Genomic DNA, 15,894 nt, shown 5'->3' with positions numbered 1-15,894 from the left:
ATCAGGCCTTCGCCGGGGCGGGCGCAGCGGCACGTGCAGCCGATGCCGGTGCGGGCGCCATCACGCCGGGACGACCATCGAGCGTATCCAGCAACGCGCTGGCTTCCTGTTCCATCTCCACCACGTAGCCGTGGATCCGGCCCTTGAAATAGCGATGGAACATCAGCGCAGGAATCGCCACGATCATGCCGGTAGCCGTGCAGACCAGGGCCTTGCCGATGCCACCGGCCAACTGGTTCACATCGCCCACGCCGTGGTCGAGGATGCCCAGGAACATCTGGATCATGCCGATCACCGTGCCGAGCAGGCCCAGCAGCGGGCCGGCCGAGGCAATGGTGCCGAGCGCGTTGAGGAACCGCTCCATGCGGTGTACCAGGTGGCGGCCGGTGTCCTCGATACGCTCGCGGATCTGGTCGCGCGGACGATTGCGTGCTTCCAGCGCGGCGGCCAGCAGCGCTCCCAGTGGCGAGTTGGCACGCAGCGTCTGCAGATGGGCAGGGTCGAGCTTGCCGCGCGCAGCCCAGTTGCGCACTTCCTGGCCCAGCCCCGGTGGCAGCACTTCAGCGCGCCGCAGGGACCAGAAGCGCTCCAGGACGATTGCCAAAGCCAGTACGCCCAACAGCAGCAGCGGCACCATCGGCCAGCCACCGGCCTTGACCAGTTCCCACACGTTTCAACCCTCCGGCCCAGCGGCCGCCTGTTCGATCGGCGATAGGATAGCAGCCGACCGCGCCCGCCCAGCGGCATCCCACCACCGGGCCGCGTGGATGCGCTGTTCACGCAGCTGCAGGCCTTGTGCGCCAAGCCATATGCGGATCGCGCCGGATTCGGCCGTAGCCAGCACTTCGGCGCCCACGGCGCGCCAGCGCTGCACCACGTCACGTTTCGGGTGGCCAAAACGGTTCTGGTGCCCGGCCGAGACCACGGCCAGCCGGGGAGCCACCGCTGCCACCCAGGCCGGATCCGAACTGCCCCCGCTGCCATGATGCGGCACCAGGACCACGTCCGCGCGCAGCTCGCCGGGCGCCCGCTCCACCAGGCGCCGTTCGGTCGCCGCGCCGATGTCGCCGGCCAGCAGGATCACGCCATGTGCGCTGGCGATGCGCAGCACGCAGCTGTCCTCGTTGCCGGCCGTCGGCACGTCGGGCCCGGGATGCAGCACCTCGAAGTCCACCCCGTCCCATCGCCAGCGAACGCCGCGATGGCAGCTGCCGGCACCGTCGAGGCTGCTGCCTGGGGGTGCCAGCAGCTCCAGGTGCGGCAGCTGCCTGCGCAGCCGCGGCAGTGCGCCGGTGTGATCCAGATGGTCATGACTGAGCACCACGCGACCGGGCGGCACCTGACCCAGCGCACGTACGGCCGGCAGCAGGACCCGTTCGTCGCCATCGCCACCGATCGCAGGGCCGACGTCGTACCACAATGCATGCCGTGCCGTGCGCACCAGCACCGCCGTGCCCTGCCCGACATCATGCACCAGCAGCTGCACCTCCCCGGCAGCCGGTATGTCACGTGACGGCCATGACAGCGGCAGGCACAGCAGCGCGCCGGCCAGCACGCCGCCGGCCCCGCGCGGCAGCAACCACCAGAACAGGCCCGCCAAGGCCGCTGGCACGGTCCACGCCGGAGCCTCGGCCAGCCACCACATCGCCTGCGGGTGGTCTGCCAGCGGCTGCAGGGCCTGCCAGCTGAGGTCGAACAGCCAGGACGCTGCGCGCCAGGGCCATCGTCCCGCCCCGCTGTACAGGGCATCCAGAGCGGTGCCAAGCAGTGCCAGTGGCACCACCAGCAGGCTCCACCACGGGATGACCGGCAGATTGACCAGAGGCCCAAGGCGCGCGGCGCCTCCGAACAGGGCCACGCACAGCGGCAGGAGGCCGAGACTGGCCACCCCCTGGGCCGCGAAGAAGGCCTGCAGGCGGCTCCCCACACTGTCGGCGCTTGCCGTCGGCAGGCACCACAGCAGCCAGAGCACGCCACCGAAGCTGAGCCAGAAGCCGGCCGACAGCACGGACAGTGGTGCTGGCAACAGCAGCACCAGGGCCGCCAGTGACACGGCCTGGACCACGTCGGGAGGTCGCCTCCCCCCGCGTGCCAGGGCGATCAGCCCGATCATCAACGCCGTGCGTACGGTCGGCAGTTCCGCGCCGGCCACCAGGGCATAGCCGGCCGCTGCCAGCGCGGCGGAACACGCAGCGGCCTGCGGACGCGGCCAATGACGGGCCAGCGACGGCAACAGCCACCACACTGCGCTGCACAGCAGTGCCGCGCAGCCACCCACCAGGCCCACGTGGAAGCCCGAGATGGCGATCAGGTGGGTCAGCCCCAGCGCACGTAACTGATTCCAATCGGTGTCGGACAGCCATCGGGTATCGCCCAGCGCGAGCGCGCGGATGAAGCGCGATGCGGGGCTGGGAACCTGCATTGCAATCGCATCGCTGCTGCGCTCGCGCCAGGCCAGCAGCCCGTCCGGCGCCTGCAGTTCACGCGCACTGCCCGCTGCACGCACCGTGCCGTGACCGGCAATGCCGGCCAGCACGGCATGACGTTCCGCGTCGAAGCCGCCAGGATTGATCCGCGAGCGTGGCGCCCGCAGCCGCAACGGCAACCGCCACTGCGCCCCCGCACGGACCTGATGACGGCCCCCACCCTCAACGCGCGTGCGGGTTCCGGGCCATGGATCGCCCCAGGTGATCTGCAGGCGCTTGCCCGCCAGTGCGGGATGCCCCGGTACATCGCCGACCTGCAGGACGAAACGGGTATGGCCGCCCGCCGTTACCGGCAGATCGACGACGCGCCCGCTGACCACGGCATCGCGGACCGGCATGGCCGGCGGCAATTGCTGCTGCAGCGTCCATTGACCATGCAGGGCCGCCCACGCTGCGCCGAACAGCAGCGCGGCAACCGCGCGGCCGCGCCACGGCAGCGCCCACCCCAGGCCGGCCACGGTGCTCGCCAGCGCGCAGCTCCAGAGCGGTGGCAACGCGGGCAGCAGCACGCACGCCAGGGCGCCGCTGACGAACGCGGCAGTGCAGACCCCGCCAATGGGAGCGGGCAACGGAGTATCGGCGGCCATCGCATCAGCCTGCCGCGTGCTGCCCCTGTCCTCCTATCAGGCAACGACCCGCGCAGCGGTCAGCGCCGCACGCTGCCGCGATGGAAATTGACCCGGAAGCTGGCGCCGCCGCCGACGGCTTCACCCACACTGACCGAGCCACCGTGATGCTGGACGATCTCCTTGACCAGGTGCAGGCCCAACCCGCTGCCACTGCCCGCCGCACGCAGTCGATGGAAGGGCTCGAAGATCGCCTCGCGGTCGCCGACCGGCACGCCCGCGCCCTGGTCGCTGACTTCCAGCAGACCGGTCCGGTCAAGACGTACGCAGATCGTGCCACGCCCGCCGCCATGAACGATGGCGTTGTGCACCAGATTGGCGATGACCCGCCCCAGCGCCAGGCTGTCACCGTGGATCCACACCGGCGTCTCTGGTGCGTCCACCTCGAAACCGTAGCCGGCGCCCACCACCAGCGGAGCCAGTTCGGCCGCCGCTTCGCGCACCACCAGGGCCAGATCCAACCGTTGCATCGCACTGGTGTTGCGATCCAGCCGCTGCAGATCCAGCAGGTGCTCGGCCACGTTGCCCAGGCGAGCAATGTCGGTCAGCAACTGCGATTTCAACTCGCCCTGCGGCAGCTGCGACAGGCGCGCCTGCACCACGGCAATCGGCACGCGCAGCTCATGCGCGGCATCAGCAAGAAACTTGTCACGCGCCGCATAGCCCTGCTGCACCTTGTCGATGGCATCGTTGAACGCCTCCACCAGCGGTGCTACCTCGGTCGAGACCAGCTGCGCGTCCAGCCGCGCGCCCGGCTGGCCGATGTCCAGTTCCTTGGCCTGCTGCGCGGAGCGTCGGACACCTCGCATCGCGCGGTGGATCACGGTCGGCATCACCAGCAGGGTGACCACGATCAGCGGCAGGAAGAACCACAGGCCAATCAGGCGCAGCACCATCAGCGCGCCATCCAGCAGGCCGCCCTTCGGTGCGCCCCCCACCATCACCGTGATGCGACGCCCGTCCTCGTTGCGGATCATCACCCGCGCCACGTCCAGATAGGGCGGCACCAGTGAACCCAGTTCGGTGGCACCCAGCGTCGGCAGCCGCGCCAGCAGCGGCGCATGGATCGCCGGTACCTTGCCACGCTCGAGCCAGGCTCCCCGGTCATCGACGGCGGCGAACCAGAGGTTGCCACCGGCGCGCGCATCCAGCTTCTGCCAGCGTGCCTCGTCCAGCGCCAGGCCCCCATCCTGGCTGTGCACGGCCTTGGCCACCGCCTCGGCGGTGAACATGTCCATGCCCCAGGAATCCTTGTCACCCCAGGTGAGGATCAGTGCGACCACGGCGAACAGCACGGTGAACGCCTGCGCCAGGAACAACCGCCAGGCCAGGCCGAGGGTGATCGATCGGATCGGTCGCGCCATGTCAGGCCTCCGCCAGCAGGTAGCCGACGCCGCGGATGACATGGATCTCCACGCCAGCGCCCGCCTGTTGCAGCGCTTTGCGCAGTTTGGAGATGTGCGCATCCAGCGCGTTGGACTGGATCTCGTCATCGAAACCGTAGACCGCCGCCTCCAATGCGCTGCGCGTGACCGTGCGCCCCTGCCTCATCGCCAGCGCCTGCAGCACCAGCACCTGGCGGCGCGGCAGTGCCAGTGTCTGGCCCTGCACCTGCGCCTGCAGCGATTCGAAGTCGAATTCCAGCTGCCCGAGCCGCAGGCTGGGAGTGACCATCGCCGATGGCCGACGCGATACCGCGCGGATGCGTGCCATCAGTTCTTCGATCGCCACCGGCTTGACCAGATAGTCATCGGCACCGACATCCAGGCCCTCGACCTTGTCCGACAGCGTGCCCTTGGCGGTCAGCATGATCACCGCCAGATTCGGCCGCAACGTGCGTGCGGTGGCGACGAAGGTGGCACCATCGCCGTCCGGCAGCTGGCGGTCGAGCAGCATCAGCTGGTGCACCGGTTCGCGCAACGCGATGGCGGCTTCGGCGAGGCTGCCGACCACGTCGGCGACCACGCCCTGCCGCTCCAGCCCGGACTGCAGGGCCCGCGAGAGGTCGGGATCATCTTCGACCAGAAGAATGCGCATGGAGGTCTCTGCTGCGGGAAACGGTTCGGATCATTGTGCCAGCCAGGGCCCCGTCGCGCTCCGTATGCATCGACGCAATGTTGCGACAATGTTGACACCGCAGCATGCAGCCTCATCCCCTGCAAAGCTGTCGATCGATGCCCTTGTCGCCCTCTGCCCTGCTGCGCCCGATGCTGTTCTCCGCCGTGCTGTCGATGCCGCTGCTGGCCCAGGCGGCGGAACAGACACCCGGCGTGAAGGCCGGGATCACGGTCGGCGCGACATCGGGCGCCTACGCGCACTACGACGTCAAGCCATTGGTCGTGCCCGCCCTCTCCTGGCAGGGCGAGCGCTTCTTCGCCAGCCCCGGCTCGCTGGGCATGTACCTGTACAAGGGCGAGGGCCTGCGCCTGTCGGCGGCGCTCACGCCCTACACGCTGCGCTTCAAGACCGATGACGTGAACGATCCACAGCTGCGCCGCCTGCACAGCCGGCAGATGTCGGCGATGGGAGGCATCAATGCCGAATACAGCGCCGACTGGGGCATCGTCGAAGCCAGTGTGATGCGCGAGATCAGCGGCCATGGTGGCGGCCTGGAATCAAGCCTGTACTACAGCTATCCGCTGCAGGCCGGTCGTTTCACCTGGGTGCCGAGGGCCGGAGTGGTGCATTCCAGTGCGCGCCTGCTCGATTACTACTACGGCATCAGCGACGAGGAAGCACTGCGTTCGGGCCTGGCCGCCTACAGCCCCGGCAGCGCCACCTCGCCGAGCGTGCAGATCGCGGTCAGCACGCCACTGGGCAGCAGATGGCGCGCCACCGGCGTAGTGGCCAACCAATGGTTCGGCGATGCGGTCAAGGACAGCCCGATGGCGCGCCGTGGCAGCCAGACATCCGCCTTCATTTCCCTGATGCGTTCGTTCTGACCGAGCGCTCCCCGGACGAGGAATCCCCATGGCCTCACCCAGCCCCGCAGCCGATGCGCACGCGATCCTGCGCGCCCCCGATCTGGACAGCGCCGAACGCGCGTATCTCGGCCTTCTGCCGGACCTGGACCACGTCGATGCACTGACCCGTCGTGCAGTGGGCCTGTCGAAGGTAGCCGACGCGGCACGCGGCTACGCCCTGTCGATGACCCTGATCGGCCTTCGCCTGCAGGAACTGGAGATGGGTGAGCCCTGCACAACGGAGCACCGCCAGGCGACACTGCGCAGCCTGCGCCAGGCCTTCAGCGCCTGACCGCCCCCCAGAACGGCACCCTTCCGTAGCCGATGCGGGCCACGCGTGTCCGAGTGTGCGGCACGCCGGCACGCAGGTGCGCCATCAGCGGCAGGTCGTCCAGGCCAGCACGGCACACAGGATGGCCACCCAGACCACGGCCTTGAACGTGCCCGCCAGCATGTTGCCGCCGAACAACAGTTCGAGCAGCGGGTTGGGCCTGGAAACGGGAACGTGATCGCTCATCGCAGCTGCTCCTTGTGATGGCCGCGATTGCGCGGTCGCCGCAAGTCTACGCCTGCCCGGTGCGGATTCATCGGCGCCTGGCTGCGTTTGGCGGCTCAATCCCGGTGTTCGTCGCAGGCCGGCTGTGGTCCCGGCGGCGAAGTGCCAGTCTGCCTGCACTTTCCCGCTGGAGCACCGTGCCATGCCGATGCTTGCCCTGTTGCTGCTGTGCGCTGGCGCGTTCGGTCACGCCACCAGTGCCGACGAGCCCGTGCTGGTCGATCTGCCCCTACAGTCCGGATCATCGACGAGGGTGGCGCAGCCCGCCATGCAGCGCGAACTGGAACCTGCGAGCCTGCGGCTCTTCCACCTGCGCCAGGATCGACTGCTGCGGGTGGGACAGCAGTGCCTGTCGCAGGAACAGGCCGATGGCCATCGCGAAATCGTCGGCGAGGCACGCATGATCCAGCTGTGGGAGCGTATCGATGGGCACTGGCGGATACGGCGGACGCTCGTCATTGACCACCGGGCCACGCGGACGTGACATCACGCGGCCATTGCATGCGCCCATGAAAAAAGCCGGCGATGGCCGGCTTTTCGTATTACCACCGCTGCACCGGCAGGGCCGGGAGCCAGGTGGTGGGCGGTACAGGGTTCGAACCTGTGACCCCTACCATGTCAAGGTAGTGCTCTACCGCTGAGCTAACCGCCCCATCGTGTTCCTGCGGCCCGCCAGCGGGCCTCTTTACGTAAAAACCCGGCGCCAGGGCCGGGCTTTCAATTCACGACCGCCCTCTTTCGAGAACGTCGTGGTGGGCGGTACAGGGTTCGAACCTGTGACCCCTACCATGTCAAGGTAGTGCTCTACCGCTGAGCTAACCGCCCGTTTGGGGTCTGAACGTCCGCGAATGCGTCGGTGCAGGCCGCGTATATTACGGATGCCGGCCCGGAAGCGCAACACTTTTGTGAAGACGTGCGGCACTGTCGCGTTCAGCCCAGGCTGGCCTCCTTCAGCTGTCGGATCTGGTCGCGGACGCGGGCCGCGTCCTCGAATTCCAGGTCCTTGGCGTGCTGGTACATCTGCTGTTCCAGCGCCTTGAGACGCGCCGCCAGCTGCGCCGGCCCGAGCGCGCGGTAGTCGGCCACATCCTCGGCCACTCCAGGCCTGCCCTTGCCTTTTCCCTTGCGCGATTCCTTCTCGGCCGCTTCGGATCGGGCACCTTCCAGTACGTCGGTGATCGGACGCGCCACCGAGCGCGGAATGATCCCGTGCTCTTCGTTGTACTCGACCTGCTTGGCGCGTCGGCGGTCGGTCTCGTCGATCGCGGCCTGCATCGAACGGGTCACCTTGTCGGCATACAGGATGGCCTTGCCGCGCACATTGCGGGCCGCACGGCCGATGGTCTGGATCAGCGAACCGGTGGAGCGCAGGAATCCCTCCTTGTCCGCGTCCAGGATCGCCACCAGCGACACCTCGGGCATGTCCAAGCCCTCGCGCAGCAGGTTGATGCCGACCAGCACGTCGAACTTGCCCAGGCGCAGGTCACGGATGATCTCCACGCGCTCGACGGTGTCCACGTCCGAATGCAGGTAGCGCACGCGGATGCCATGCTCGGTGAGGTACTCGGTCAGGTTCTCGGCCATGCGCTTGGTCAGCGTGGTAACCAGCACGCGGTCGCCAGCCTTGATGCGCTCGTTGGCCTCGCTCATCAGATCGTCGACCTGGGTGGCGACCGGGCGGATCTCCACCATCGGGTCGATCAGGCCGGTCGGCCGCACCACCAGCTCGGTCACTTCGTCGCCCGACTCACGCATTTCATACGGGCCTGGCGTGGCCGACACATAGATGCTGCGCGGCGAGCGCGCTTCCCACTCTTCGAAACGCAGCGGGCGGTTGTCCAGCGCCGAGGGCAGGCGGAAGCCGAATTCGACCAGGGTTTCCTTGCGCGACCGGTCGCCCTTGAACATTGCGCCGATCTGCGGAATGGTCACGTGCGATTCGTCGATCACCAGCAACGCGTCGGCCGGCAGATACTCGAACAGGGTCGGCGGTGGCTCGCCAGGGCCCTTGCCGGTGAGATGCCGCGAGTAGTTCTCGATGCCGTTGCAGTAGCCGACCTCGGCCATCATCTCCAGGTCGAACTGGGTGCGCTGGGCAAGGCGCTGCGCCTCGACCAGCTTGTTCTGTGCGTAGAGCTGCTCAAGCCGCTCCTTCAGTTCCACCTTGATGGTCTCGATCGCCGCGAGCACGCGTTCGCGGGTCGTCGCATAGTGGGTCTTCGGGTAGACGGTGAAGCGCATCAGGTTGCGCAGGGTTTCTCCGGTGAGCGGATCGAACATCGTGATCTTCTCGACCTCGCCATCGAACAGCTCGATGCGCAGCGCCTCGCTGTCCGACTCCGCCGGGAACACATCGATCACTTCGCCGCGCACGCGGAAGGTGCCGCGCTGCAGTTCGTATTCGTTGCGGGTGTACTGCAGCTGCGTCAGATGATTGATCAGGTCGCGCTGGTCGATGCGTTCACCCTTGGACAGGATCAGGCGCAGCGACAGGTAATCCTCGGGCGCACCCAGGCCGTAGATCGCCGACACGGTGGCCACCACGATCGCGTCGGGCCGCGACAGCAGGGTTTTGGTCGCCGCCAGCCGCATCTGCTCGATGTGCTCGTTGATCGAACTGTCCTTCTCGATGAAGGTGTCCGACGACGGCACATAGGCCTCCGGCTGGTAGTAGTCGTAGTAGCTGACGAAATACTCCACCGCGTTGTGCGGGAAGAACGCCTTGAATTCACCGTACAGCTGTGCGGCCAGCGTCTTGTTCGGCGCCATGATCAGCGTCGGCTTCTGGATCTGCTGGATGACATTGGCGATGGTGTAGGTCTTGCCCGAGCCGGTCACACCCAGCAGCGTCTGCTTGGCGATGCCGGACTCGAAATTGCTGGTCAGCTTCGCGATGGCGTTCGGCTGGTCGCCCGCCGGTGAATACGGCGAGACGAGTTCAAAACTGTCGCTCATGATGTTGCCAGATCCCGGGAACGGCCAGTATACGGGGCATCCGGTGACGGCCGGCTGAGGGGAAGCCGGACACCCCGACGCGCCAACCTCCAATGGAGACCGGCCGGCGGGGCCGGCAGGCTGGGGGCATGCTCCAGACCCTCTGCAAACACCCCGCGCGCAAGGCCCGGGGGCTCCACCTGCCTGAAATGCTGGTGGTCCTGATGATCCTGTGCGTACTGCTGGCTGTGGCCTGGCGCCCCTGGCAGCGCGCGATGCGCCAGCTGCAGGCCGAATCCCTGCGTGCCCAGCTGGTCGGCAGCCTGTCGCTGGCGCGCAGCACCGCCATCACCGAGGGACGCCCGGTCACCGTGTGCGGCTCCGGCGACGGCAGCCGCTGCGACAACCGCTGGAGCCAGGGCTGGCGCGTTCAGGTTGAGCCGCGGGTGGCCAGCGGGGGAATGACCACCCTGCTGCACACCCAGGAGAACCGCCATCGCCATGTGGAACTGCGGGCGAGCGACCATCGCGCCCACATCCGATTCCGCGCTGACGGGCGCAACGCCGGCACCAACCAGTCCATCGTGCTGTGCGTGCAGGGCCTGGAACACAGCCGCGTGATCATCAACATCCCCGGACGGATCCGGAGCCTGCGCCCACGCGTGCCTACGCCCTGCTGATCCCGCGCGGCATGCCCCAACGAAAAAAGCCGCGATTGCTCGCGGCTTTCTCGAAACTGGCGCCCGAAGTTGGACTCGAACCAACGACCCCCTGATTAACAGTCAAGTGCTCTAACCGGCTGAGCTATTCGGGCGGGGTGCGCATTCTAGCCAATTCCAGAAGTGGGGTGCAAGCCCCTTCCACACTCGCCGCTGCCGTCTTACCAGCACTCCGGGTTGGTCTTGCTGTCCGGCGTCTTGCGGCCCGCCTGATCGAGTGTCAGCGTGCCGCACGCGTCCTTGTCCTGGCCGGTTTCCGGAACCGCCTGCAGGGTATAGGTCCCGGCGGTCGCCTTGCCGTCGAACGATATGGCATAGCGGGCCGAGCCCTGCCGCGGCGACTGGCTGAACGGCAGCGAGAATCCGTCGTAGCTGTTCTGCACGGTGTGATGCCGCTCGAGCAGCTGCGCGATCTCGACCAGGTCAGCCTTGGCCATCGCGCGGTGCGTCTTCAGCACATGTCGCTGGTAGGAGGGCAGCGCCACAGCCGCAAGTACCGCGATGACGGCAACGGTGATCATCAGTTCGATCAGGGTGAAGCCCGTTACCTGCTGTTGTCTGCTGGATGTGCGCATGGCAGCTCCCGTATTCCTGGTAGTCATCGGATCTGGCGCCACGACTGGCGACCACAGGCTCGCTGGCCATACGCAGTATCCGCGCCCGGCGTGTTCAGAGCCACGATGCAGCGGTCCAGCGATCCATCGACCGTGCACTTCGGATCGCTGGGATCGCAGCCCTTCAAGGTGGTGCTGTTGACATTGGTGGACAGCACGGGGGCACCGGTTGCGATGTCTCCGCCGCGGGTCAGCGCACCGGCACCGCAGTTGGCGCCGCACAGCGCGTTTCCGCCGACCTCGTCGGTCAAGCCGCTCATCGCCGGCTGGCCGGTCAGCATGTTCAGGCGATAGCGCCAGTTGGTGCCGCCGCCGGTGCCGCAGACCGCCTGCCCGGGCACATAGGTGGTGAACATCACCGCGCCGCCCTGCAGCGTCGGATAGCCGAAGAAGCGCTCACCTTCCACATCGGAACCCACGATCAGGTCGACGTACCAGCCGCGCTTGCTCGCGTAGTCCACGCCGTTGCCCGACACGTCACGGAAGCCGGCACCATTGGCACTGACGGTCTGCCCCACCAGCGAATCACGGCTGGAAATGGCAGTGGAGAGGTTGTCCCAGAGCCCATACAGCGTCTGCACCGGCGAATTACGGGTCACTGCATTGTCGTCAGCGGTGAAGTAGCGACCGGTACCGAAGAACAGGCTGACGCCACCGCCCGGCCCCGCCGAGACTTCGATCGCGCCGGTAATCGGCTGGGCGACAGCGCTGCGCACTGCGGTGAACAGCGGCGTGCCGTTGAGGGCCACATTCCAGGCGCTGGGATCACCGCCACGCAGGTCGAAGCGCCACATGTTGCCCTGCATGTCGCCGCCATAGACGGTATCGGCCAGGCCACTGCTGTTGTGCAGCGCTACCGCGGTGACATGGTTGAGGCCATTGGCGACTGCGTACTTGCCCGCCGTGGGGTACACGCGCTTGAGGATCTCGCCGGTGCGGATGTCGACCACATAGAGCACCGGTCGGCCGGTGCTGGAATTGACACCGTTGCCGAACAGGGCGACGAACCGGGGCGGACTGTCCGCGTTGGGGCCGGCGACGGGCACCACGACCGGCTTGCCCATGACGAAGCCCAGGTCCGACTCGGTCTTGCCGGAAATCTCCCACAGCACGTTGCTGGCGGTGAACCCGGTCGGATTGCTGATATCCAGGGCGAACACCGAACCGTTGCCCACTGCCGTGGCCGACGGCCCGCGCGACGCGCCGCCGCCGCCGGTCGAACCGACCAGTACCGTGCGCCATGCATCGCCGTAGTAGACGTCCGACGAGGTCAGTCCGCCGTCCACGTAGTAGCGATGTCCATAGGTGGGGTTGGCCAGCTCCGCCATGTGCTGCAGCGAAGCCGATGGAATGAAGGCGAACTGCTCGCTGCCCGCCGAGGTGCCGGTGCTGGCATTGAAGCCATGCAGCATGCCGTCGTTCGCACCGACGTAGACCATCGAAGGTGGGCCACCGTTTGCCACCTTGGTCGCCAGGTAGGCCCGATAGCTCAAACCGAGCGTGGTCTTCCAGCTCACTCCCCCCTGCGCCTGCCACGAGGTGAAGCCGTAGTCGTCCTTGTTGGACACAATCTCCACGCTGGAATTGACGATATCGCCGAGCAGCGAGCTGCGCGGGCGGAAACCGCTCACCGGTGAGCCGCGCAGGTAACTGACCAGATCCGCCACGGTGTGCGAACCGAACCAGTTCGGCACCGTGTTGAGCCCCATGTTGCCGAGCTTCTCGGCGCGATCACGCCCGGGAACGTTGTCGGCGGTGAAATCGGCCGCTGCCACCGGCACCAGTTGGTTGGACGTGTTCACATAGGTGGGTGCGGTCGACATCACGATGGTCCGCCCGGAGGCGCTCATCTTGGTCGACGCACGCCACAGTTCAGCGCCGGCGCCTCCGGTGCTCGTGGTCTGGCTGGCGATGACATCACCGGTCCAGTCGTTCGAGCCCGACGGCACCGTGTAGTGCGCGGACACGGTGAAGGAGCCGGCGTTGACACGGGCGCCGGTGCCGCTGCCACCGACCGGGGCCTCGCCAGCCGCAGCGCTGTCGAAGATCGATTCCAGCGCGGACTTCAGCTTGGCCGGATTGCGTGCCAGGAAGTAGTTGTCCGGTACACCAGGCACCTTGCTGTCCCACTTCTTGCCTTCCGGCACGCCGTACTTGGCGGCGTACCACAGCGGGCTTTCCAGCTGCCCGGCCTGACCGGTACCCAGCTTGTAGCGCACCACGACCGCGCCGGTCCAGGTAGCCGGCGGATCGGCGCTGGTGCTCAACACCGAACCATTGCGGTTACCCGGACGCAGCACCAGCCGCTGCACGTTGTCAGCCGCATTGGAGCCCACGATCGTGTAGCCGGTCAGCATCGCGTTGCCTGCATAGGCGGACAGGTTCTCGATGCGGACCAGCACTTCGTCTTCGCCGACCTTGTTGCGAACGGCGTTGTTGTTGCATTCACCACTGTTGGAGCGCCAGCAGATGTTGCGGAATGGCGTCGTGCCACCGTCGCTGCAGGTGCTGCCTACGCAGTAGCTGAGCATGGAGACCACATCGTTGTCGTGGTCATTGCCCCACAGCGAATCCTCCCAGACCAGCGAGAAGCTGCCGGCCTTGCCATCGGCACGATAGTCACGGCCATAGACGTAGTTCGGCGATACCGCTGACCGCTTGGTACCAATGCCGACCGAGCCGAGGAAGCAGCTGCGCCAGCCGCCACTGTTGATACCGGCCCCTTCGCTGTTGTTGGCCTGGCACAGGGGCGCCAGGGTGATCTTGCCGTTGCCCACCGGAATCTCGAACTTCGGCAGGCTTTCGGCCATGGCCACGGTGTAGGTGGTGGCGGTCAGCTTGTAGGTGTTGGGTTTGTCCTGCACGCCCGGGCGCAGATCAGTCTCGGCAGCAGCTTTGGCCAACCCCGAGATCAGATAACTGCCTTCCGTGGACGGCACGTCCGGGCAGATGCCGCGCACGAGCGACAGACCGGTGACCTTGGCCGCCCGGCAGATGTCCTCATGGGTATTGATCGAGGCATAGCGCTCGGTCAGGCCCACACGGCCTGCCATGTAGCTGCCACCGGTGATCTTCTCCAGGTTGCCGATCGCATCGGTGGCCGCCGCTGCCGTGGTCAGGCCGTTGACCGTACCGATGTTGTCGCTGTCGAAGGACGGCAGGCCCGAGGACATCACCAGGATGTTGCAGGTGGCGCAGTAGGAGTTGCCGCCGTTGTTCGGCGAGCGGTACGGATCTTTCCACGCCACCGAATTGGGCAGGCCGCTGAGATCACCGGTGGCACTGTAGATCCCCTTCGTTTCACCCTTGATGTAGCGCAGCGCCTCGGCATACATCTCCGCCAGCGGATTGCCCCAGGCACTGCAGTTCTTGGACGCATTGCCTGGATCGGTCAGATTGCCGTTGCCGTTGAAACCCTGCCGATTGAGGATGCTGTAGGCGTTGCAGTCGTTCCAGTTGTCCTTCCAGTTCCACTGGTCGATACGGAAGTTGGAGATCGTATTGATGATGCCCTCTGCCCCGCCCGTCAGCGTGTTGCAGAACTGGCCATTGGACAGGTTGATCTCATCGCCGGCCGCACAGAAGGTCGTGCCGTTGCCGGCGATCTTGCCGATGTTGCGGCGGACCACGCCACCATCGCGCGGATTGACATAGGTGCCGGTGACCAGACCAAACCGCAGTCGGCCACTTTCACCATAGGACTGCAGCAGTCCCGCCGGTTTCAGGTAGTCCCGGGTGCCGTCGTTGTACTTGCGGCAGAACGCCTCTTGGAAAGTTCCTGAACCGGTGGCGCAGACCTCGACGCGTACATTCAGATCAGTCGCCGAACCGGGGGAGTCATCCTTGCCCTCATCCGTGCGCCCGGTAATGCACTGCCGCCCGGCAGTCGAGGCCCATTCACCCCAGCTGCCGCTGGCAACACGCATCAGCGGCGCGCCGGTGGCACTGATGCTGGCGTTGCAGAACGACATGGTCGTCTTGTACGGGGTGAAGTTGTTGATGTCGGCGCCGCTGTAGACCTTGACCCAGGCATGCAGGTCGTTGGGAATCTGCGCCCGCTCCAGTACCGTCTTGCTGGCGGTATCGGTGATGCGATGGCCGCCGTACAGCACGTAGCGCATCACATCCAGGCGGCTCATGGTCGCCCAGTTGAGGAAGTTGCCCGACCAGGTACCCGAGCAGGTGTGCCTTTGCGTGCCGGTCGCCTGGGCCGTGGCCTTGAACTGGCTGCTGCTGTACGTGTAGCAGAGATTGGAGTCGAAGTACCCGGAATAGTCGAACTTGTCCTGGTAGGTGGTGTCGAGCGTGCCGTCCTCGTCCAGATCGCTGTAGTCGCTGTAGGCCTTGTTGAACAGCTGCTCGTCGCGCGACATCACCATCATCATCAGCGGCGGCTGTGTCTTCTTGCTGTAGAGCGGCTCCTGCGCGATGTCATAGTCGCCAAGCGCAGCGAACAGCGGATAGACCAGTGCGCCCACGCCCACCAGCACGGCAGCGGCGGTGCCTGCACGCAGCCACGGGGAGGAGACAAGGCGGGAGAATCGGCGCGGAGTATTCATGGAATGAAGATCGTGTCGATGACGGCGCTGGAAGAAGGATTGGCCGGATCGTCACTGGCCAACACGGTGATCTGGTAGATGTTCTCGGTCTCTTCGTTCTTGCGCCGCCCCAGGCCCAGCGGCCCGACCGGCACGCATTTGTCCAGGCGGCGGGTATTGATCGCCGTTGCCGTGGTCTTGCCATCGGCCCAGGTCGCCGGGTCGAACACCGGGCTGCACTCTTCCTGGTTGGCCTCGAAGATCTTGCCGCTGTCGATGACAGCCTGGATCGCCGCTTCCTGCGAACGCACGTCGGCCTCGGCGTTCTGGAACGCCTGGTTCGAGCGCAGGTAGTTGGCGGCCATGCGTTCCTGCATGCCGGTCACCTGCATGCCGGCGATGCCGATCAGGGCCAGCAGGATCAACATGATCAGGGCGACATACAGCACCGCGCCGCG

At 66.5% G+C, this 15,894-nt stretch carries 13 protein-coding genes and 3 tRNA genes; 4 read left to right on the top strand and 12 right to left on the bottom strand.

Annotation, left to right across the window (positions count from 1 at the left end; translation table 11 throughout):
• Nucleotide 1: 1 nt before the first annotated feature.
• Genes ACZK08_RS06655 through ACZK08_RS06640 form a run of 4 tightly spaced genes read right to left on the bottom strand, consistent with a single transcriptional unit; the run spans nucleotide 2 to nucleotide 5,149 of the window.
• Nucleotides 2-670 carry a MotA/TolQ/ExbB proton channel family protein gene (locus tag ACZK08_RS06655; protein WP_053519966.1) on the bottom strand — a complete coding sequence of 223 codons (669 nt, stop codon included), beginning with the start codon at nucleotides 668-670 and terminating at the stop codon, nucleotides 2-4.
• 3 nt (nucleotides 671-673) lie between these two features.
• Nucleotides 674-3,073 carry a DNA internalization-related competence protein ComEC/Rec2 gene (locus tag ACZK08_RS06650; protein ID WP_065181235.1) on the bottom strand — a complete coding sequence of 800 codons (2,400 nt, stop codon included), beginning with the start codon at nucleotides 3,071-3,073 and terminating at the stop codon, nucleotides 674-676.
• Nucleotides 3,074-3,132: 59 nt separating this feature from the next.
• On the bottom strand, nucleotides 3,133-4,476 hold the full coding sequence (locus ACZK08_RS06645) for a sensor histidine kinase (RefSeq protein WP_053519968.1): 1,344 nt from the start codon (nucleotides 4,474-4,476) through the stop codon (nucleotides 3,133-3,135).
• Nucleotide 4,477: 1 nt separating this feature from the next.
• Complete coding sequence (locus ACZK08_RS06640) at nucleotides 4,478-5,149, bottom strand: response regulator transcription factor (protein WP_065175867.1); 672 nt, start codon at nucleotides 5,147-5,149, stop codon at nucleotides 4,478-4,480.
• A 137-nt stretch (nucleotides 5,150-5,286) separates the two neighbouring features.
• Between ACZK08_RS06640 and ACZK08_RS06635 the strand changes: the two genes are divergently transcribed.
• Both ACZK08_RS06635 and ACZK08_RS06630 read left to right on the top strand, forming a co-directional pair.
• Nucleotides 5,287-6,054 carry a MipA/OmpV family protein gene (locus ACZK08_RS06635; protein WP_053519970.1) on the top strand — a complete coding sequence of 256 codons (768 nt, stop codon included), beginning with the start codon at nucleotides 5,287-5,289 and terminating at the stop codon, nucleotides 6,052-6,054.
• A gap of 28 nt (nucleotides 6,055-6,082) precedes the next feature.
• Nucleotides 6,083-6,367: a hypothetical protein gene (locus ACZK08_RS06630; protein WP_065175865.1), complete on the top strand. Its 285-nt coding sequence runs from the start codon at nucleotides 6,083-6,085 to the stop codon at nucleotides 6,365-6,367.
• Between the two features lie 84 nt (nucleotides 6,368-6,451).
• Here ACZK08_RS06630 and ACZK08_RS06625 read toward each other — a convergent pair whose 3' ends face one another.
• Complete coding sequence (locus tag ACZK08_RS06625; protein ID WP_181452099.1) at nucleotides 6,452-6,592, bottom strand: hypothetical protein; 141 nt, start codon at nucleotides 6,590-6,592, stop codon at nucleotides 6,452-6,454.
• A 181-nt stretch (nucleotides 6,593-6,773) separates the two neighbouring features.
• Here ACZK08_RS06625 and ACZK08_RS06620 point away from each other — a divergent pair, with 181 nt between their 5' ends.
• On the top strand, nucleotides 6,774-7,115 hold the full coding sequence (locus tag ACZK08_RS06620; RefSeq protein WP_065181234.1) for a hypothetical protein: 342 nt from the start codon (nucleotides 6,774-6,776) through the stop codon (nucleotides 7,113-7,115).
• 93 nt (nucleotides 7,116-7,208) lie between these two features.
• Here ACZK08_RS06620 and ACZK08_RS06615 read toward each other — a convergent pair.
• From ACZK08_RS06615 to uvrB, 3 genes are all read right to left on the bottom strand, one after another.
• Nucleotides 7,209-7,283 (bottom strand) — tRNA-Val (locus ACZK08_RS06615).
• 98 nt (nucleotides 7,284-7,381) lie between these two features.
• A tRNA-Val gene (locus tag ACZK08_RS06610) sits at nucleotides 7,382-7,456 on the bottom strand.
• A 105-nt stretch (nucleotides 7,457-7,561) separates the two neighbouring features.
• A complete protein-coding gene (gene uvrB / locus ACZK08_RS06605; protein ID WP_065181233.1) occupies nucleotides 7,562-9,586 on the bottom strand; it encodes an excinuclease ABC subunit UvrB in 2,025 nt (674 codons plus the stop codon).
• Nucleotides 9,587-9,714: 128 nt separating this feature from the next.
• Here uvrB and ACZK08_RS06600 point away from each other — a divergent pair, with 128 nt between their 5' ends.
• A complete protein-coding gene (locus ACZK08_RS06600; RefSeq protein WP_065181232.1) occupies nucleotides 9,715-10,245 on the top strand; it encodes a GspH/FimT family pseudopilin in 531 nt (176 codons plus the stop codon).
• A gap of 57 nt (nucleotides 10,246-10,302) precedes the next feature.
• Here the strand turns inward: ACZK08_RS06600 and ACZK08_RS06595 are convergent.
• The 4 genes from ACZK08_RS06595 to ACZK08_RS06580 form a co-directional block, all read right to left on the bottom strand.
• Nucleotides 10,303-10,379: transfer RNA gene (locus ACZK08_RS06595), tRNA-Asn, on the bottom strand.
• 66 nt (nucleotides 10,380-10,445) lie between these two features.
• Nucleotides 10,446-10,859 carry a type IV pilin protein gene (locus tag ACZK08_RS06590; protein ID WP_053516619.1) on the bottom strand — a complete coding sequence of 138 codons (414 nt, stop codon included), beginning with the start codon at nucleotides 10,857-10,859 and terminating at the stop codon, nucleotides 10,446-10,448.
• A gap of 23 nt (nucleotides 10,860-10,882) precedes the next feature.
• On the bottom strand, nucleotides 10,883-15,457 hold the full coding sequence (locus tag ACZK08_RS06585) for a pilus assembly protein (RefSeq protein WP_065181231.1): 4,575 nt from the start codon (nucleotides 15,455-15,457) through the stop codon (nucleotides 10,883-10,885).
• Nucleotides 15,454-15,885: a pilus assembly PilX family protein gene (locus ACZK08_RS06580; protein ID WP_080375235.1), complete on the bottom strand. Its 432-nt coding sequence runs from the start codon at nucleotides 15,883-15,885 to the stop codon at nucleotides 15,454-15,456. The genes ACZK08_RS06585 and ACZK08_RS06580 overlap by 4 nt, the downstream gene beginning before the upstream one ends.
• Between the last annotated feature and the right edge of the window lie 9 nt (nucleotides 15,886-15,894).

This window comes from Stenotrophomonas sp. 112478_Sma (assembly GCF_056479905.1).
The sequence above is the reverse complement of the archived record's forward strand: the minus strand, read 5'-3'. Positions and strand labels throughout refer to the sequence as shown.